Source organism: Micromonospora sp. NPDC050397 (genome assembly GCF_044901685.1).
Taxonomy (GTDB): domain Bacteria; phylum Actinomycetota; class Actinomycetes; order Mycobacteriales; family Micromonosporaceae; genus Micromonospora_G.
Map to the genome: position 1 here is coordinate 837,174 of NZ_JBJDPS010000002.1, position 19,612 is coordinate 856,785.

Sequence of the window (19,612 nt, forward strand, 5' to 3'; positions counted from 1 at the left end):
CTACCCGGGGGCCGACCAGTGGGGTGAGAGGTGTCACGGCCGGATCCGACGGAGGTGGGAATAGTGGCCGGAGCAGGTACGACGTCGGACGACGAGGCCGTACGCGCCAGGGTGCTCGAGGCGGCCGACCGGCTGTACTACAGCCTCGGCATCCAGGCCGTCGGAATGGACGCGCTGCGCGCCGAGGCGGGCGTCTCGCTCAAACGGCTCTACCGCCTCTTCCCGTCCAAGGAGTCGATCGTCGAGCAGGTTCTCAACGGCCGGCACGAGGCGTGGAACGCCCTGGTCGAGCGGGCCGTCGAGGTCGACGACCCCCGGCAGCGCCTGGTCGGGATCTACGACATGCTGTCGCGCTGGTTCGACCAGGACGACTTCCGGGGCTGCGTGTTCATCAACTCGTTCGGCGAACTGGGCGCCACCGCCCCCCGGGTGGCGGCGATCGTCCGGGCGCACAAGGCGGGATTCCAGCAGCGGCTGGCCCGGATCGTCGCCGAGGCCGGCGGACCGCCCTGGCTCGCGCCGCAGTTGGCCATCCTGGCCGAGGGGGCGCAGACCACGGCCGCGATCGCCGGGACCAACGAGGCCGCGGCACAGGCACGCCACGCGGCCGAGATCCTGATCGACGCGGCACTGAGCGGCTGAGGGTGGCTGTCTTGCCGAACGGTGTCCCGCTGCCTCCACAATCGACCTTCGCCACCGTCGATGCCCAGGCCGTATGCTGATGATCCGGTACGGCGCTGGGCGGGCACCAGAGGCGGGTGTGGTCAGTGGAGACGGACGAGCGGCTACGCGACTATCCCTTCGAACCCTTCCGGGGTGAGCTGCCCGACGAGGTGCTCCGGATGGTGCGGACCGACCCGGTGAGCCGGGTCCGTCTGCCCGACGGACGCCCCGCCTGGCTCGTGCTCGGTTACGACGAGGTGTGCACGGTGCTGACCGACCCACGCTTCGCCCGCCGGGTCGAACCATCGCCGGTGGAAGCCGCCCCGCCGGCCGTCGCCGGCCCGGTCACCGCCCCGCCGAGCGTGGTGGACCCGGTCACCGGCTCCGGTTGCCCGGTGGCGCACCGGGTCACCCGGAAGCTCAGCATGGACGGCGCCGCGCACGCCTCGCTGCGACGGGTGGCGTCGCGCGCGTTCGGCCCCCGCCAGATCGAACGCTACCGGCCCCGGGTGCAGCAGATCACCGACGAACTGCTCGACGCGATGGTCGCCCGGGGGCGGCCGGCGGACCTGATCGGTGGACTCGTCGCCCCGCTGCCGGTGCTGGTGATCTGCGAGATGCTGGGCGTACCGGCCGGGGACCGGGAACGGTTCAACGGGTGGACCGCGGCGATGTTCTCGGTCACCGCGTACGGCTCCGACGACGCGGCGGCGGCCGAGGGCGAGCTGCACGCGTACCTGTCGGGGCGGTTGGCGGCGAAACGGGCCGAGCCCGGCGACGACCTGCTCTCCGCCTGGCTCGCCGTGCAGGCCGAGGAGGAACTCAGCGACCCGGAGATCCTGGACCTGGCGATCGGCGTACTGCTCGGTGGCCGCGAGATCAACTCGACCAGCGCCGGGCTGCGCGCGCTGTTCCTGCACCCCGAACAGTTGGCGAAGCTGCGCGCGGACCCGACCCGGCTGCCGGCGGCGGTCACCGAGATCCTCCGGTTCACCACGCACAGCAGCATGTTCCTGGTGCAGACCGCGACCGAGGACGTCGAACTCGCCGGTCACCGGGTACGTGCCGGCGACGCGGTGATGACGCTGCCCTCGGCGGCCAACCGCGACCCGGACCACTTTCCCGACCCGGACCTGTTCGACCTCGACCGCTCCCCGAACCCGCACCTCACCCTCGGCTACGGCGCCCACTTCTGCCTCGGCGCGGCCCTCGGGCGGCTGGAGATGGAGGTCGCCCTCGGTACGCTGCTGCGCCGTTTCCCCGGACTGCGGCCGGCGGTGCCGATCGACGAGTTGCCGTGGCGCAACGAACGCTTCAACTCCGGCCTGCTGGAGTTCCCCGTCACCTGGTGACCCGCCGCCCGCCCAGGCGGAGGAGGTGGCGCACCGCGCTCGCCATACCGTCCTCGGTTCGCAGCGACGCCGACAGCCGGGCGGCGGTGGCGGCGATCGTCGGGTCGGCGGTGGCGCGGCGGATCGCCCGGGTGAGCAGGTCGACGGTGAGGTCGCGTTGGAAGGTCGGCTCGGGTGCCAGCCCGAGGGCGGCGGTCCGGCGGCTCCACATCATCTGCTCACGCTGGAACGGGACCAGCACCTGCGGTCGACCGGCCACGGTAGCGGCGTGGACGGTGCCGATCCCGCCCGCGTGCACCACCGCAGCCACCCTCGGGAACAACCAGTCGTAGGGCGCCTGCTCCAGCACCAGGATCTCCGGCCCGTGGTCGGTCAGTTCGATGCCGCCCCAACCGGTGCCGACGATCGCGCGTACGCCGGCCGCCCGCACCGCCTCCGCGACCAGCCGGCCGGTGCCGGCCGGGTCGCGTCCGGCCATGCTGCCGAAGCCGACAAAGACCGGCGGCGGACCGGCGTCGAGGAACGCGAGCAGTTCCGCCGGTGCGGACCAGGATGCCGGGGCGGGCAGGAACCAGAAACCGGTGGTGTGCACCCAGGACGGCCAGTCCGACGCCGGCCGGACCAGGTGCCGGCTGAAGCCGTTGAGCACCGGCACCGGGCCGCCGTCCGGACGGCGTAGCCGGTCGAACCGGCCCCGGCGAAGTGGCAGGCCCAGGGTGTCGGTACGCCAGGCGTCCAGCACGTCCCGGTGCGCCACCACCCGGCCCAGCGGCAGGTAACTGAGGCGATTGAGCAGCCGGGGGAGGCGCACCCCGGGTTTGATCATCGTGCTCGGGTATTCCCAGGTCGGCACGTACGACGGGTAGAGCGTGGCGACCACCGCCGGTACGCCCAACCGCTCGGCGACCTGGTGCCCGTGGTCGAGCGCGTTGTGCTGGTGCACCACCAGGTCCACGTCGTGCCGGGCGGCCGTCCAGTTGTCCCGGACCATCACCGGGTAGAGCCGGGCCGCCTCCGCGCCGAGCAGCGCGCGGGCCGCGTCGAACCGGCTCGACCGGTCGTCCTCGTTCGCGATCAGGTCCCGGATCTCGGGTCGGCCGAGCAGTTGCAGCCACTCGTCGTTGCGCGGCGAGAAGTCGACACCGTACTCGGCGGCGAACGGGGCGAACATCGCCGGAGCGGCGAGCGTGGCGTGGTGCCCGGCCGCGTTCAGCGCCGTGGCGAGGGCGAGGTAGGGCTGCACGTCGCCCCGACTGCCGTAGCAGTAGACCAGGACCCTCATCCCCACCGCTCACCCTGCCAGACCGAGCGGAACCAGGCCCGTAGCCGGAGGTATCCGAACGCCGCCAGCGCGGCCGTGCCGAGCCCGGTCAGCACCAGGATCACCGCAGGTCCGCTCACCGTGGTCCGTTCACCGTGGTCCGCGCATCCGAGCCGCCTCCCGTAGCCAGAAGTGGGGTCAGCGTACCGTCCGTACCCGATCGTCGGTAACGGTCGACGTCCCGGCGGCCGGGTCGCGGCCACGCCGCAGAGCTGACCGGGAACGAGGGGGAGCGGACCCTGTTCCGTAGACGCGCGGGCGAGCTGGGGCCCCGGCGGTGAGCGTCAGGCCAGGTTCAACTGGCCGACGGGGTGCCCCTGGGCGAACTGTTCCACCAGCTTGTCGCAGAACGCCGGCAGGTCCGCCGGTCGCCGGCTGGTGAGCAGGCCGTCGTCGACCTGCACCTCCCGGTCCACCCAGAGACCGCCCGCGTTGTTGATGTCCGTGCGGAGGCTGGGGTACGAGGTCACGGTACGGCCGTCGACCATCCCCGTCTCGACCAGCGACCACGGGCCGTGGCAGATGGCGGCGACCGGCTTGTCCTGGTCGAAGAACGCCCGTACGAAGGCCATGGCGGTGCTGTTCGCCCGCAGCCGGTCGGGATTCACCGTTCCGCCGGGCAGCACCAGCGCGTCGTAGTCCGACGGCTGGGCCTGGTCCACCGTACGGTCGACGGCGAGGCGGTTGCCCGGGTTGATGTCCTGGTTCATCGCCTGGATCTCGCCGGCGGCGAGGGAGATCAGGTAGACCTCGGCACCCGCCTGCTCGGCGGTGATCCGTGGCTGGGTGTACTCGATCTCCTCGACCCCGTCCGTGGCGAGGATCGCGATCCGTTTACCCTCCAACGGTTGCTGACTGCGAGCCATGAGAGATCGGCCTCCTTCGCGGCGTCGCCGGTCGGCGGTGCTCGGGCTGCTGTCGCTCGCCTTCCCGGTGCCGGTGGGCGCAAACGGGGCACCGGCCGTTGGCCGGGTCGCGGCGTCCCGCGCCGGGGTATGTGGCCATGTCCTGCGGGTATGCGCCGGTCGTGAGCGAGCCCGCCGAACTGGGCATCAGGTCCGATACCAGCCGCGTCGAGAGTTTCAGCGACGGCGTCCTCGCGATCGTCATCACCCTGCTCGTGCTCGATCTGCGGGTGCCGGAGGGTGAACCCGGCCACCTGCTGCACGGGCTGCTCGACCAGTGGCCGGCGTACGCCGCGTACGTCTCGTCGTACCTGTATGTCGCCGTTGTCTGGCTCAACCACAAGGCCGCCTTCAGCCGGATCCGGCAGGCCGACCGCGCACTGGGATGGGCGAATCTCTTCATCCTCTTCACCGCCGTGTTGCTGCCGTTCCCGACCTCCGTCGTCTCCCGAGCGCTTCAGGAGCACAACCAGACCGACCAGCGTGTCGCGATCGCCTTCTACGCGTTGGTCGGTGCGGTGCTCAGCCTGAGCTGGCTGGCTTTCTACCACTACCTGAGTCGGCACCGGGAGCTGCTCGAGGAGGAGGTCCACGACCGTTTCTTCCCGGTCGAGCGGATCCGGGCACTGGTCGGCGTGATCCTGTACGTCGCCGCTGGCCTCGTCGGTTACCTGCTGGAACCGCTCGTCGGCCTGGTGGTCTTCGTGCTGCTGCCCCTGTTCTACGGTTTCACCAGCATCGGCCTGTACTACGTGACCCCGATCGGCCGCCGCCGAGCCTCCGGCCGGTAGCCACGCTCGTGTCGGGGGTGTCGTCCCGGTGCCCTCTGGCGGGTCCGCTGCGTGTGCTTTGGCGGGTCGGGTCCGCGACCCGCCGCTGGCGTACGCACGGTCGGGTGACCTCGCGCGGACCCGGGCCGTCGGCCCTGGGCCGCTGGCTACGTTGCCCGGGTGAACCAGTTCCGACGACGCCGACGCCAGCCCGACCGGACCGACGTGCGGCGGCAGAACGCGGCCGGAATCCTGCTCGTCCTGCTCCTCGGGCGCCTGGCCGTCTTTGCCGTCACGATCGTGGTGACCGTGGCCGCGATGCCGGCACCCGCACGTGCGTACCGCCCCGACCCCGGCATCGGCGGACCCGCGATCGCCGACACCGCTTCCCGGTACGACCTCGACGGCGACGCCGCCTCCGGGTTCGACGCGAAGCGCGACGCCGCTCCCGGGTACGACGCGAAGCGCGACGCCGCTCCCGGGTACGACGCCGTTCCCGGGTTCGACGCAGCTCCCGGGTACGACCGGGACGGCGACGCGGCGCGGCACGGCGAAGGCGGTGTGCCGCTGGTACGGACGAGGCTGGCGTGGCTCGCCACGACAAACGCCATCTTCGCCGTCGACGCGGCCGAGCGGATCGTTCGCTACCGGGGCTGCGACGGCGACACCGGCCGGCTGCTCGACCAGGGCATGCGGGTGATCGACGAGGTGGCGAGCGGGCGAATCACGGTCGGCGACGTCACGTACGCCTACCGGGTGCCGCTGCGCGGCCGGGCCGGGGGCACGGTCGAGATCAGCCGTCCGGGGCGGGAGCCGGAGCTGCTGACCGGTGAGGTGGTGACCAACCCACAGCCACCGGTCGACCGCGAGCGGGGGGCGGGGCTGCTGCCGCTCACCGAGCGACTGCGGCAGATCGTGGAGGCGTCGCCGAACCCGACCGGAGTCGCCGTACGCGACCTCTCCGGCCGGTACGGCGACCAGCAGATCGAGGTGAACGGCACGTTCCGCCCCAAGGCGGCGAGCGTCATCAAGCTCTGGATCCTGACCGAGTTGCTGCGTGAGGTCGACTGCGGGTGGGAGTCGCTGGACGACGGTGTGCTGGTGCGGCCCGAGGATGTGGTCGGCGGCAGCGGTCAGCTCCAGTACGAGACGTTTCCCCAGGTGGTGACGTTGCACCGGCTGGCCAGATACATGATCATCTACAGTGACAACACGGCCGCCAACGTGTTGATCAACTACCTGAACGGGTTCGTCCGGGTCAACGCGCTGATCGACACGATGCTGCTGAAGCAGACCGCGCTCAACCGCCGGATGCTCGACACCGCGGCCGCCGCCCGGGGCGAGGAGAACTACCTCACCGCCGACGACGTGGTCAGTCTGCTCGGGGCGGTCTGGGACGGCAACATCCTCTCGCCCGCCTCCCGGGCACTGATGATCTCGTTCATGCTCGAACAGACCATCAACACCAAGATTCCGGCGGCGCTGCCGCCCGGCGTACCGGTGGCGCACAAGACCGGTGAACTGCCGGACGCCTCGCACGACGTCGGTTACCTGCTGATCCCGCATTCCGAGGTCGCGGTCGCGTTTGTCACCTCCGGCCCCGAGGCCACCGGCGCCGAGACCGTACGCCAACTCGCCCGCGCGGTCTACGACTACCTCGTGCCACCACCCGCGATCACCGGCCTCGGCCCCCGCTGAGGCGTAAGGAAGGGCCCCTTGTTAACGCATAGCGTTAACAAGGGGCCCTTCCTTACATGCGCGGGCGGGGTTCCCGGGGCGGCGGGACATCCGGGCCTGCCGGTCGGGACAACCCGCCCATCATCGTGAGCCCCACGAGACACGGGGAGTACCCGTGCGGGGAGGGGATCTGTGATGCCGACGGGAGTGGAGCGCCGGGCCGGCCGGCGCAGACGGGGAACCGACAGCTGGGGGCGGTGGTGTGCGACCGCCCTGGCCGGAGTGCTGCTGGCCACGGCCCAGCAGGTGCCGGCACGGGCCGACGAGGCGGTGCCGTACGACGAGGCGGCGGTGCACGCCGCGATCTTCGGAGCGGTGGTCCAGTTGACCGAACCCGGCAGTGCCGGGGTGAAGGACGCGGTACTCACCGCCGAACTGCTCGACTGGCGTACCGCTAATCCGGCCGCGACCGGCGCGCAGATCGCGGCGCACGTGGCGGCCGTCCGGGCGGTGGCCGACGCGGCGGTGACCGACAGCCGGGGCGAGGACCGGTCCCGGTTCGCGCTGGTGATGGCGGTGCTCGCCAAGCTCGCCGGCACCCCGTCGAGCGGCGCGGTGATGAACGGGGCGGCCGTACGCGCCTTCCTGACCAGCACCGTCGGAGCCGAGGGCGCGAACATGGTGCCCGACGCGCTCAACCTGGTCCAGGGCGGTTACCAGGACGCCGCCTGGAACACCCGGGTACGGGACGTACTCCGGACCACCTGGTCCGCGCTGCACCTGCGCGCGGCGACCGACGACGCGCTCGCCGCCGGTTGGGACGGTGCCTTCGGCGCCCGGACCGGGACCAGCAGCCGGGCGGCACTGCCCACCCTGCTCGCCACCCGGGTCCACGACGCCCGTCCGGGCAACCCGGGCACGATCGGCGACTACGTGCCGCTGGACGCGATCCGCGCGGAGCGCGACGACCCCGAGGCGTACAAGACCCTGGTACGGGAGCGGGCCATCCGGGTCCTGACCGTGCTGGACCAGGACGCGAACACCCGGATCACCGAGGTGATCGCCTACTCGAACACGTACGTGATCAACCAGGACCCGAAGCCGTCCCCGCAGACGCAGGAGGCGGAACGAATCAAGACCGAGGCGAACAAGAAGATCTTCGAGGGGCTCGGCTCGACGGTGAGCGTGCTCTCCACCCTGGTCGGGTTCGCCGACCCGACGTTCGGCAAGCAGCTCGAGACGATCGGCAAGGCGGTGGTCACCTCGGTGACCGCGATCAACACGTACGTGACCACGGTGCTCGGCCAGGGCCTGACCATGGCGGCGACCGCGATGGGCACCGCCGTGCTGACCGGTAACCTGCTCGGCGCCGCGATGAGCCTGGTCACCCTCTTCAGCGGCGGCGGCGACCCGAACGCCGCGATCAAGGCGGAGATCGGCAAGCTGCGTGACCAGATCAACCGGTTGGCGCAGGGCATCGACAAGCGGTTCGACCGGGTCGAGACGGCCCTGAAGGAGATGTACGCCGGCCTGGTCGCCCAACTCGACGCGCTGACCAAGTCGATCGACGAGATCCGGGTCAACCTGGGCCGGATCGCCACCCAGTTGCAGACCATCGAACGCAAGGTCGACTCGATGGCGCTCGCCACCCACGTGGCGCTGGAGAACATCGCCCGCCGCGATCTCAACCAGGTGATCAGCACCTACGTGCACCACCGGGAGAACACCGGCGGCCAGCCGATCCCGGACTTCGTCAACACGTACTACCCGTTGGCCGAGTCCCCGACGTTCCGGTTCGCCACCATCGACGCGGCCCAGGAGGGGACCTTCACCGTCCCCAACGGAACCAGCCTCGCCGACCCGGTCAGCGTGATCGACAACTACCTGCCGGAGGGGTCGGTCAACTACCTCTCCCAGTTGGCCCGGCAACGGGTCCCCGGGGCGACCTGGACCACCGGCCCGGTGGCGAACGCGAGCGCGTGGAACGTCGCCGCCCGGGTCTACAACATCCTGCAACTGGAGAACCCCGCGTTCGCCGCCCAGGTGAACAGCGGTCGGGCCAACGCCATCGCGGACGCCGGCGACACCATCAACAACCGGGTACGCGAGTTCAACCGGCCGGAGACCAACGGCACCACCAACGCCCTCTTCCGGGGGCTGATGGACGACTACCGCAACGCGATGTCGGCCTGGAACGCCCAGGTGGAGAACGTGCGCAAGGCGGTCGTCTGGAACAACACCCCGACCCTGCCCGAGTACGACCTCTGGGGCAGCCCGGACCAGGCGGTGGCCGCCAGGATCCCGGAGGCCGGCACGCTGGGCCGCTGCACCGGAACCGGCGCCGGTCGGGCTACCCCGTCGACGCTGCTGCGGGCGACCCTGCCCAACCCGTTCCACCTGGCCGACCACGCGATGCCGCCGGGACACCGGCCGCAGTTCTCGAGCTGCTACGACGCCGTCTTCGTCAACGTCGAGGAGAACGAGGGTCCGAGGTTCCACACCTGGAGAGGCGACCTCCAGATCACCGTGAAGTCGCGGGTGAAGTGGGCCGGTGGCGACTGGCAGGACGCGCAGAACCAGACCCGGGTCTTCCCGATCGGAACCTTCTGCTCGTGGAGCGTGCGGGATCCGGAGCCGAACGGCTACTGCTACGACGAGACCTACTACCTGAACCAGCGGTGGGCCGGGACGTACAAGCCGGCGTTCGAGTCGGCGCCGATCGCCGTGAACGGGACGGCGGTGAGCACCGCCCGGACCAAGGCGGCGGCGATGCTCGCCGGTCGACAGAAGTACTTCTACCGGGTGATGCTCGCCGGCACCGGGCCGACCGAGCCGAGCAGCACCACCTGGGACGTCTCCCGGGTGCTCTGGCAGAAGGGCAAGGCGGTCGCCAATTCCGTACGGCTGCTCCAGGCGTACTCCGAGTTGGGCTGGGCCACCGCGCTCGAACTGGACGACACGCTCAACGGGTTGCTCTTCGGCTCGCACGCGCTGCCCGGCGACTGGAGCCGGCCACGTACGGACACCGACCAGTCGGGCAACCAGCACTTCCGTAACGCCTTCGGGCAGGCGGTCTGGAACTACAACGACTGCACCCAGGGGGTCGACTGGGACCCCTGCGTGGGCGACCGGTCGGGCTTCGACCCACAGCGTGACCTGCCCCAGTACGGAGCCGGTTGCCCGCAGGCGGAGGCGCCCAACAAGCCACGCGAGCCGGTCAGCGCCTGCCTGGCGAGCGCGGCGAGCATCCGGGTCGGGCTGCTGCACGGCCGGTACGACCACTGGTCGGCCCGCTCCCTCTCCTTCGGCCACACCGAAGGACTACCGAAGGTGACCGCCACGGTCGACATGACCCGCGCCGCCAACATCAACCTGCACTGACCGACCACCTGCCGGGGGGTAAGGAAGGGCCCCTTATTAACGCATAGCGTTAATAAGGGGCCCTTCCTTTCAAGCGGGGGTCGGAATGCCGACGGTGCGGACCGTCCCCTGTGGGCGGTCGGATCACCTACGCTGCGGCACACCGAAAGCCTTCCGCCCCGGCGGCCAGTCGTCGAACCGCAACCACATCTTGATTGTGTGAGGAGTACCGCGATGATCCACGACCCGACGCTGACCAGGCGGCGCATCCTGCTGGTCGCCAACGACAACACCTTCACCCACGTCTACCCGGACCTGGCCGGGGTGCTGGCCGAGCAGGAGCAGGGCGACCGGTTCGCCGGCGCGGTCGAGTTCTTCGACCCCGAGGGCCAGCGGCTGGTGCCGTTCTTCGGGCCGGACTGGCGGATGGTGGAACTGCACCCGAGCGGCGACGCCCCGGACCCGGTGGCGGTCCAGGTACGGCTGCGCGCGGTGGTGCAACACGTCGCCGCCTACCTGCACGCCCATCCGGACCTGGCCGAGCGGGCCGGGATGACGGTCGACGAGGCGGTCGCCACCCTGCCCCGGGTCGGCAACGGCACGCTGGCCGAGGACCTCGATGAGTTGCCCTGGCACGTACAGACCAACAAGGGCGGGTTCGTGCACAACACGTTGCACGCCGCCGGTTGGGCGCACTGACCCGGCACCGGCCGATCCGAGGAGTCCCCGTGTCCCCGCCCCTGGGTCCCGTACCCGCCCGACGGTACGGGCTGGTCGTCGTCTCGCTGCTCGTCGCCCTGCTGGTCCTGCTCGGGCAGTGGTCGCGGGGTGCACCGGCTACCGGTGGCATGGCCGCGACGACGGTCGCGATCGCGGTCTCGTTCACCGCGCTCGGCGGGCTGGTGCTGGCCGGCGTACCCGGGCACCCGGTCGGCCGGCTGATGCTCGCCGCCGGGCTCACCGCCACCGTCGCGGCGCTCGCACTGAGCTGGATGACCTGGCAGCCGCTGGCCTGGTTGCCGTTGGCCTGGTTGACCCAGTGGCTGTGGTGGCCGCCGTTCGGTCTGGTCTTCCTCGCCCTGCTGGTCTTCCCGGACGGCCGGCTGCCCGGACCGCGCTCGCGGGCGCTCGGTGCGCTGCTGGTGGTCTCCACGGTGGTGGTCGCCGGTGCGCTCGCGGTGGCGGCGTTGGACGACCCCCGGAACCTGGTCTTCTCCGGCGAGACGGCGGCGACCGCGCGGGCCCGGTCACTGGCCCGGGTGGCGGTGGTCGGGATGGCCGTCGGGCTGGCCGGGCTGGTGGCGGTGCTGGTGTCGCTGGGCTGGCGGTGGCGTCGCGCCGTCGGCGAGACCCGTCAACAACTCGCCTGCCTGCTCGCCGCGGGTGCGCTCTTCCTGCTCGGCTTCGTGTTGGACGGGCTGAACCTGGCCGGGGCCTGGATCCTCATGGTGGTCGCGATACCGGTGGCGATGACGCTGGCGGTACTGCGCTACCGGCTGTACGGGTTGGAGCAGGTGATCAACCGGAGCCTGGTCTGGCTGGCCATGAGCCTGTTGTTGATCGCGGGTTTCGTGGGGATCGTCGCACTGCTGCGGGACGTGCTGCTGCGCGGGGACACCTCGAACGCGTCACTGGTCGCCACCGGCCTGATCGCGGTCACCTTCGAGCCACTGCGCCGACGGGTGCAGCGAGGGGTGAACCGCCTGCTGTACGGCGAGCGGGACGAACCGTACGCGGTGCTGGCCCGGCTCGGTGACCTGCTGGAGCGGACCGTCCAGCCGGACGCGGTGCTGCCGCTGCTCACCCGTACCATCGCCGGCTCGTTGCGGGTGCCGTACGTGGCGGTCGAGGTCGACGGTGCGGACGGGCCGAGCCTGCACGCCGAGCACGGGCACGCCACCACCTCGGTCGAGACGTTCGACATGGTCACCCACGGCGAGCGGGTGGGGCGGCTGGTGGTGGCCAATCGCCGTTCGGGTGACCGGTTCACGCCGGTCGAGCGGCGGCTGCTCGACGATGTCGCCCTGCACGCCTCGGTGGCCACGGCGACCGCCCGGCTGATCCGCGACCTGCGGGAGTCGCGGGAGCGGCTGGTGCTGGCCCGGGAGGAGGAGCGTCGGCGGCTCCGCCGCGACCTGCACGACGGGCTCGGTCCGACCTTCGCCGGCATGGCGATGCAGGTACGGGCGGCACGCAAGCTCGCCGGCACCCAGGACCGGCTCGCCGCGGTGCTCGACGGGCTCGCCGAGGACCTGCGTACCTGCACGGGGGAGGTGCGGCAACTGGTCGACCAGTTGCGTCCGGCGGCGCTGGACCGGGGCCTGGAGGCGGCCCTGCGGGTGGAGTGCGAGCGGTTCGACGGGCCACAGCTCTCCGTCCGGTTCCGGGCGGAGCAGAACCTGGCCGGGTTGCCGGCGGCGGTCGAGGTGGCGGCGTACCGGGTGGTGGCCGAGGCGTTGACGAACGTGGCCCGGCACGCCGGTGCGGCAGCGTGCGAGGTGACCGTACGCCGGGCGGCCGATCTGCTGATCGAGGTGACCGACGACGGGATCGGGTTCGCCGGCCCGCGGGCCGGCGGGGTCGGGCTGGAGTCGATGCGGGAGCGCGCGGCCGAGTTGGGCGGATGGTGCGAGATCGCCGAGGTGTCGCCGCACGGCACCCGGGTCCTGGTCAGCCTGCCCGGCGCCGAGCACGCGGCGGGATGAGGCGGATCGTGCCAGCCCGGCCGGCAGAGGACTGAGGTGGACGGTGCCGGCCGGGCCGGCAGGGGAGCGAGGCGGAACATGCCGGAGCGGGTACGGGTGCTGATCGTGGACGACCACCCGGTGGTCCGTCGTGGTCTGCGGACCATGCTCGAGGACGAGCCCTGGGTCGAGCGGGTGGTGGAGGCGGCGACCTGTGCGGAGGCGGTCGGGCTGGCCGTGACCGAGCAGGTCGGGGTGGTGGCGATGGACGTGGCCCTGCCCGACGGCGACGGGGTGGAGGCGACCGCCCGGATCGTCCGGAGCCGGCCGGAGGCGTACGTGTTGATGCTGACCATGGCCGACGACGAGGAGGTGGTCAGCCGGTCGCTGCGGGCGGGTGCCCGGGGGTACGTGTTGAAGGACACCGACCCGGACACGGTTGTCGACGCGCTGCGTACGGTGGCCGGTGGCGGGCTGGTCCTCGGCCCTCGGATCGGGCCGGCGGTGCTGACCACGCTGCAACGCCAACCGGTCGAGCTGCCGGCGCCGTTCGACCAGCTCACCCCGCGTGAGCGGGACATCCTGCGGTATCTGGCGGCCGGCGAGCCGAACGCGCGGATCGCCCGTCGGTTCGGGCTCAGCGAGAAGACCATCCGCAACCAGGTCTCCGCCCTGTTCGCCAAGCTCGGCGTCGCCGACCGGGTCCAGGCCGCCCTGCTCGCGCGGGACGCCGGCATCGCCGGTTGACCGTTCTGCCCCGCCGCCCGGACGCCGATCGGTGGTGGTGGTATCCACCCGGTTTTGGACGTGATAAGTCCTCATAAAGCCCGTTATTAGGGTTTCACGGTTTATGCGGCATACGTCCGAATAGCTGGTTAGCGTGACAACTGCGTCACCACGGCTACACGGGGGGTTTCACATGTACGGAGCGAACAGGGGACACACCATCGGTGGCAGTCTTGCCGCTACCGGTGCCGCGATCAACTCGTGGCTGCTCGCCGGGATCGGTCTGGTCATGCTCGGCGCGGTGCTGGTGCTCACCACTACTCTCAAGCGCCGGTCGTGACCGGACGAACCACCGGCGGCACCTGGCTCCGCACCGGCCTCGGCATCCTCACCGGCCTGGCCGTGTCGGTCCTCATGCTCTGGCGGTGGCACGACGTCGCCAGCGTCGAGGCGTGGCTGAACGCGCAACTCGTCGCTGCCTTCGGGCTCGCCGACGCTTGCTCGATCGGCTCGGCGGTGGTGTTCCGACTCGACCAGCGACTGGTCGGCTTCGGCGTGACCGCCGGCTGCTCGGTGGCACTGCTGCTCGTACCACCGCTGCTGATGGCGGCGTTCTTCCTCGGCATCCGCCGGGTGACCTGGTCCCGGGCCCTGGTGTCCAGCGCGATCGCCGTCGTACTCCTGGTCCTGGTCAACCAAATCCGGCTCGCCGCCGTGGTCGGCTCGATGCGGCTCTGGGGCTTCCAGACCGGGTACGAGCGCAGCCACGTGCTGATCGGCTCGGCCATCACCACCGGCGGCCTGATCGTCATCGGGGTCCTCTTCGTGGTCGTACTCACCGGTGGCCGGCGTCGACGCCGACCGGGACACCGGGGTGGGGCGGGACGGAGGTCACTCCGTGCCGCTTGACGTCAGCCCGTTCGAGCTGCTGAACACCGCCGCGTTCCTGCTCTGCGTCACCTTCTGCGCGTACGTGATCAGCATCCTGGTGCTCTACCTGCGGGCGGCCCGGCTGCTCGGCGGCGACCACACCACCTACGACTGGCACATCGTGGTGCCCTGCCTCAACGAGGAGGCGGTGATCGGCGGCACGGTCGAGCGGCTGCTGCGCGACTTCCCCCGGGCCACCCTCTGGTGCGTCGACGACAACTCCGACGACCGCACCGCCGAGATCCTCGCCGGCTTCGCCACCGACCCCCGGGTCCGCCTGGTGCGGCGGGTGGCGCCGGAGGCGCGCCAGGGCAAGGGCGCCGCGCTCAACGCCGCCTGGCGGGCCATCAACACGCACCTGCCGGCGGACGTCGACCGGAGCCGGGTGATCGTCGGGGTGATCGACGCGGACAGCCGGCTCGACCCGCGCTGCCTCTGCGCGCTCACCGGACCGCGCTACTTCGGCACCGACGAGGTGGCCGCCGTGCAGATCGAGGTACGGATGCTCCAGTGCGGGCCGGAGGCGGAGGAGCAACCGCCATCGCCCTGGTGGCCACGGCTACTGGTCCGGCTCCAGGACATGGAGTTCCGTGGACCGATCGCGGCCATGCAGGAGCTTCGGCGGCGTACCGGCAGCGTCGGCATGGGCGGCAACGGCCAGTTCACCCGGATGTCCATGCTGGACCGGATCGCGGTCGACCACGGCACGCCCTGGCACGGGGCGCTGCTGGAGGACTTCGAACTCGGACTGCACGTCCTGCTCGGCGGGGGCCGTACCGAATACTGCCCGGAATCCTGGGTGGCGCAGGAGGCGATCACCGGGCTCCGCTCACTGATCCGGCAACGCACCAGGTGGGCGCAGGGGTCGATGCAGTGCGTCCGCTACGCGGGCGCCGTGCTGCGGTCGCGTCGGATCAGGAACTCCGCCGCACTGGAGATCGTCTACTTCCTCGCCGCACCGTGGATGCAGTTGCTCGGCACCCTGGTCTACCTGGCCTGTCTGACCGTGCTCGGCTACTACATCCGCGAGGCGGTGCACGGGATCGGCGGCTGGTGGCGGCACGGCGGCTGGGGCATCGTGCCACTGGTCCTGCTCTTCGGCATCGCGCCGTTCACCGTCTGGGGACTGGCCTACCGGGCCCGCTGCGAACCCGGCCTGCGCCTGGTCACCGCCGTCGGGCTCGGGCTCGGGCACTGGCTGTACAGCTACGTCCAGTCGATCGCCGTCTGGCTGGCCCTCGCCCGCCTCGTCCGCTCCAGGACCGACTGGCAGAAGACCGCGCGCGCGGCCGACCCGGTCCGGCCGCCGGCCCGGCACCGGCCGCCGAAAGCACCTCGCGCGTCGAAACAGACCCGCCCGACGGAGAAGAGCCACCCGACGAACTCCCGCCCCGAAATCCGTACCGCAACCAGCAGAAAGCAGTCGGTAGATGCGCAAAACAAGATCCAGATTCACCCGCTGCACGATGGCGGCGGCCGGAGGTATCGCCCTGGCCGTGCTGGCGGCGACACCGGCGATGGCGGACACCTCCCAGTCGGAGGCGTCCGCGCTGCAGATCGGCCTCGTGGGGGGCGGCATCGCCAGCTCCGGCACGGCCAACGCCACCAATGACGGCACCACCGAGTCGATCAGCGGCAACCAGAACCCGCCGCTGGGCGTACTCGGCGCGCAGACGGTCATCACCGCCGGGGTGCTCAACCAGTACGTCCGGGCGTTCAACGACGGTACGTCGGCGGCATGTGCGGGGGTGCTCGGCAGCGGAGGGTCGATCACCATCGGACCGACCGGCAACTGCATCGTCGTAAACGGTTCCGAGGTGGCCCTCGTGCTCGGCACCAACGGCCTGGCCACGATCACCCTGCGGGCGGACGCCATCTACGCGAGTTGCACCGCGAGCAGCAGCCCGTCCGCGACCGGTACGGCGAGCCTGACCAACGCCCGGATCACCTCGACCATCCTCGGCATCGAGACGACCCTGCTGAACCTGCCCGCCAATCCGGCACCGAACACCGGGCTGAGCATTCCTGGCATTCTGAGCATCCTGCTCAACTCCCAGGCCAGCAGTGAACCGGGACAGATCGAGGTCACCGCGTTGGAGATCGAGGCCCTCGGCGGCCTGCTGGCCACGGTCGAGGTCGGCTCGGTGGCCTGCGGGCCGAACGCGGTGGCCCCGCCCATTCCCACCATCCCGCTGGCCGGAGCACCGGTGGCACTCGGCGTGATCGCGGTCGCCGCGACCGGCGGGTTCCTTCTGCACCGCCGCCAGCAGGCACTGAAGGGCTGAGCCAGGATGCGCGGCAGCGGTTCGGCGACGGCGGACGTTCTGGTCCTGGTCGGCACCCGGCCGGAGGGGGTGAAGACAGCCCCACTGGTACGTCAGTTGCGGCTGGACGACCGCTTCACCGCCACCGTGGTGGACACCGGTCAGCACCCGGGGCGGGTCGGAGAGGCACTGGCACCCTTCGACCTGGCCGCCGACGTGACGCTGGCTCCCGTACGGCAGGCGGGATCTCTCGCCGAACTCGCCGCCGCGCTCATCACGGCGACCGACGCGGTGCTCGCCGAGCACCGTCCCGCCGCCGTCGTGGTCCAGGGCGACACCCTGACCGCGCTGGTCGGTGGACTGGTCGCCTTCTGGCACCACCTACCGGTGGTGCACCTGGAGGCCGGTCTGCGTACGCACGACCTGGACCGGCCCTTCCCCGAGGAGGCGAACCGGGCCATGCTGGCCCGGTTCGCCGCCCTCCACCTGGCGCCCACCCCGACGGCACACCGGCAACTGCTCGACGAGGGGGTGCCGGACGCTCGGATCGTGCTCACCGGGAACACGGTGGTGGATGCGCTGCACCACCTGCTCGACCACGGCCTGGCCCGGCCGCCGGGCTGGCTCGACCCGACCCGGCGGGTGGTCGTGGCCACCCTGCACCGGCGAGAGAACTGGGGCGGCGGCGTCTTCGGCGTCTGCGCCGGCCTGCGGCACCTTGCCCGCCGTCACCCGGAGGCCCAGATCGTGATGGTCACCCACCCGAACCCGACGCTCGGCGCCGAGGTGACCGCGCAACTCGGGCGTACGCCGGGCGTCCGGCTCACCCCACCGCTGCCGTACGCGGAGATGATCGGCCTGCTCAGTGTCGCGGATCTGGTGATCACCGACTCCGGCGGTCTCCAGGAGGAGGCCGGCACGCTCGGGGTGCCGGTGCTGGTCACCCGTGACACCACCGAACGCCCCGAGATCCTCAGCTCCGGCTACGGCACGCTCGTCGGCACCGACCCGGAACGGATCGTCGTCGCCGCCGCGCACGAGCTGTCGGGCCGATCGCTCGCCGAGCGTACGTCCCCGTTCGGCGACGGACAGGCGAGCGTACGCGCCGTCGCGGCGATGGCCGACCTGCTCGCCCTGCCCACAACGGCGGCGGAGCCACCCCGCCTGCCCGTACCGGTGACTCCGTTGGTGGAGCTGATGATCCACGCGCCGTCAGCGGTAGTTCCGCCCCCTTTCGCAACTGCTGAGAGCGCGTCGATCAAGGTGCACGGGGTTGTGGATCAGGGTTTGCGGCGTTAGTTCGGGCGGGTGGGGGGAATCGAGCGGGGTCGGGTGTACGGAGGGGAGTGCGTGTGTCGGTGCCTGGAGGGGTGGTTTACGACGCTCGCGCGCATGGCCTGCGGGGTGACGGGGTCACCAACGACCAGCCGGCGTTGCAGGCGCTGGTCGACACGCTCGGTGCGGCGTACGCGGCCGACGGGCAACCCCGGGTGGTCTACTGCCCGCCCGGCACGTACTCGATCCGGGACGCCGGCACCGTGTGGCGTAACGGGATCTCCCTGGTCGGGGCCGGGATCGGGGTCACCAGGTTCCGGCTCAGCAACGAGGGGAACCGGGTCGAGCCGACGCCGCTGGCCTATTTCACCACCGTCCAGCACGGCGCCAGCCCGGACAACTGCATCACCGACTGTCACTTCGCCAGCTTCGAGATCGACGGGTCCGGGGTGAAGCTGGCCCGCTACGACTACCTGGCGAAGGGGCTCGGTCTCCAGTACGTGCAGCGGGGTCGCTTCCGGGACCTCTACATCCACGACACCGCCGCCACCGGGCTCGGTTGCGACTTCCTCCAGGACACGGTGATCGAGGGGGTGCACGTGTTGCGCTGCGGCCGGCTCGACACCGGTCAGCAGATGGGCGGCGCCGGCATCGGGATCGGCATCGGCGGCTGGGGGGACTGCGAACGGCTGACCATCGCCAACTGCACCGCGGTCGGCAACGGCACCAACGGCATCTTCCTGGAGTTGCAGAAGCCCTACTGGCAGCCGACGCGCGGCATCCGGATCGTCGGCTGCCACACCGAGGACAACCGGTTCGGCATCTCCGACTGGGGCGCGGACGGCCTGGTCGTCACCGGCTGCACCATGATCGGCAACCACGAGGCCGGCTTCGACGTCTCCGCCCAGGGCACCTCCGGGGTCGCCGGCCGGGGCGGGATCGTCTCCGACTGCGTGGTCGACGCGAACATCATCGACGGGCTGAGCATCGGCAACACCCCCGGACGGTACGTCGTGCGCGGCAACCGGATCAGCCGCAACGGCCGGTACGGCTACTGCGAGCACAACCTCGCCCGGAACCCGATCCCGGGCCGGGAGGTGGTGCTCGACGGCAACGAGATCTGGGAGAACGGGCTCGACGGGATCAGGATCGACGCGGGGCTGACCGACGGCGCGATCGTGAACAACCGGATCCGGGACAACGGCCGGCGGGCGGCCGGCGCCGACAGCGGCGAGGGCGAGAGCGTCAGCTACACCCGTACCTCGATCCGCGACAGCGCGGCGAACTGGCCGTTGGACGGGCACCGGGGCAAGGTGGTCCGGGTCGGCACCCGGACCGCCGTGGTCGCCACCAACACCGGCGACGAGCTGCTGCTCGCACCGGTCCGGCCGGGTGCCACCACGGCCTGGGCCGGGGGTACGCCACCCGACGGCTCCCGTTACCGGCTGCCGGACGTACCCGCCCAGCGGGCCGGTATCACGCTCGCCGCCGGCACTCGGGACCTGACCCTGCGACACAACCGGGTCTGGGACGGTCAGGAGCGCAAGACCCAGACGCACGGTCTGCTGGTCACCGGCGACGGCACCCACGGCTCGGCCGACCTCCAGGACAACGACTTCGGCGGCAACGCCGTCGCCGCCACCCGGGTCGAGACCCCGCAGTACGCCTGAGCAGCGGGCACCACG

The 19,612-nt window shown here is 71.2% G+C and carries 17 protein-coding genes; 14 read left to right on the top strand and 3 right to left on the bottom strand.

All coding sequences use genetic code 11. From position 1 onward, the window contains the following. The first annotated feature begins 54 nt into the window (after positions 1–54). Both ACI2K4_RS09940 and ACI2K4_RS09945 read left to right on the top strand, forming a co-directional pair. Positions 55–642, top strand: coding sequence for a TetR/AcrR family transcriptional regulator (locus tag ACI2K4_RS09940; RefSeq protein WP_404510317.1), 588 nt, complete (start codon positions 55–57; stop codon positions 640–642). A gap of 125 nt (positions 643–767) precedes the next feature. Further along, positions 768–2,015 (top strand): cytochrome P450, encoded by a 1,248-nt coding sequence (locus ACI2K4_RS09945; protein WP_404510074.1) that lies wholly within the window; start codon positions 768–770, stop codon positions 2,013–2,015. Here the strand turns inward: ACI2K4_RS09945 and ACI2K4_RS09950 are convergent. From ACI2K4_RS09950 to ACI2K4_RS09960, 3 genes are all read right to left on the bottom strand, one after another. Further along, positions 2,005–3,297, bottom strand: coding sequence for a glycosyltransferase (locus ACI2K4_RS09950; protein ID WP_404510075.1), 1,293 nt, complete (start codon positions 3,295–3,297; stop codon positions 2,005–2,007). The two genes, ACI2K4_RS09945 and ACI2K4_RS09950, sit on opposite strands and share 11 nt — an antisense overlap. After that, complete coding sequence (locus ACI2K4_RS09955) at positions 3,294–3,416, bottom strand: hypothetical protein (RefSeq protein ID WP_404510076.1); 123 nt, start codon at positions 3,414–3,416, stop codon at positions 3,294–3,296. Before ACI2K4_RS09955 ends, ACI2K4_RS09950 begins: the two co-directional genes overlap by 4 nt. Positions 3,417–3,620: 204 nt before the next feature. Further along, complete coding sequence (locus tag ACI2K4_RS09960) at positions 3,621–4,202, bottom strand: type 1 glutamine amidotransferase domain-containing protein (protein ID WP_404510077.1); 582 nt, start codon at positions 4,200–4,202, stop codon at positions 3,621–3,623. Between the two features lie 161 nt (positions 4,203–4,363). Between ACI2K4_RS09960 and ACI2K4_RS09965 the strand changes: the two genes are divergently transcribed. The 12 genes from ACI2K4_RS09965 (at position 4,364) to ACI2K4_RS10020 (ending at position 19,597) form a co-directional block, all read left to right on the top strand. After that, complete coding sequence (locus tag ACI2K4_RS09965) at positions 4,364–5,032, top strand: TMEM175 family protein (protein ID WP_404510078.1); 669 nt, start codon at positions 4,364–4,366, stop codon at positions 5,030–5,032. Between the two features lie 159 nt (positions 5,033–5,191). Next, entirely contained in the window at positions 5,192–6,709 is a 1,518-nt protein-coding gene (locus ACI2K4_RS09970) for a serine hydrolase (protein ID WP_404510079.1), read from the top strand. Positions 6,710–6,883: 174 nt separating this feature from the next. Beyond that, a complete protein-coding gene (locus ACI2K4_RS09975; RefSeq protein WP_404510080.1) occupies positions 6,884–10,069 on the top strand; it encodes a hypothetical protein in 3,186 nt (1,061 codons plus the stop codon). Between the two features lie 213 nt (positions 10,070–10,282). Then, entirely contained in the window at positions 10,283–10,747 is a 465-nt protein-coding gene (locus tag ACI2K4_RS09980; RefSeq protein WP_404510081.1) for a hypothetical protein, read from the top strand. A 29-nt stretch (positions 10,748–10,776) separates the two neighbouring features. After that, complete coding sequence (locus ACI2K4_RS09985; protein ID WP_404510082.1) at positions 10,777–12,753, top strand: histidine kinase; 1,977 nt, start codon at positions 10,777–10,779, stop codon at positions 12,751–12,753. A gap of 78 nt (positions 12,754–12,831) precedes the next feature. Then, the gene (locus ACI2K4_RS09990) at positions 12,832–13,479 is read left to right on the top strand and encodes a response regulator (RefSeq protein WP_404510083.1); all 648 of its coding nucleotides are present in this window, start codon (positions 12,832–12,834) and stop codon (positions 13,477–13,479) included. A 172-nt stretch (positions 13,480–13,651) separates the two neighbouring features. Next, positions 13,652–13,798, top strand: coding sequence for an LPXTG cell wall anchor domain-containing protein (locus ACI2K4_RS09995; protein ID WP_404510084.1), 147 nt, complete (start codon positions 13,652–13,654; stop codon positions 13,796–13,798). After that, complete coding sequence (locus tag ACI2K4_RS10000; RefSeq protein ID WP_404510085.1) at positions 13,795–14,367, top strand: hypothetical protein; 573 nt, start codon at positions 13,795–13,797, stop codon at positions 14,365–14,367. Before ACI2K4_RS09995 ends, ACI2K4_RS10000 begins: the two co-directional genes overlap by 4 nt. Beyond that, complete coding sequence (locus ACI2K4_RS10005; protein ID WP_404510086.1) at positions 14,357–16,000, top strand: glycosyltransferase; 1,644 nt, start codon at positions 14,357–14,359, stop codon at positions 15,998–16,000. Before ACI2K4_RS10000 ends, ACI2K4_RS10005 begins: the two co-directional genes overlap by 11 nt. Then, a complete protein-coding gene (locus ACI2K4_RS10010; protein ID WP_404510087.1) occupies positions 15,954–16,673 on the top strand; it encodes a choice-of-anchor P family protein in 720 nt (239 codons plus the stop codon). The genes ACI2K4_RS10005 and ACI2K4_RS10010 overlap by 47 nt, the downstream gene beginning before the upstream one ends. A gap of 6 nt (positions 16,674–16,679) precedes the next feature. Beyond that, positions 16,680–17,951, top strand: a complete 1,272-nt coding sequence (gene wecB, locus ACI2K4_RS10015; RefSeq protein WP_404510088.1) for a non-hydrolyzing UDP-N-acetylglucosamine 2-epimerase — start codon at positions 16,680–16,682, stop codon at positions 17,949–17,951. A 71-nt stretch (positions 17,952–18,022) separates the two neighbouring features. After that, a complete protein-coding gene (locus tag ACI2K4_RS10020) occupies positions 18,023–19,597 on the top strand; it encodes a right-handed parallel beta-helix repeat-containing protein (protein ID WP_404510089.1) in 1,575 nt (524 codons plus the stop codon). Positions 19,598–19,612: the final 15 nt, after the last annotated feature.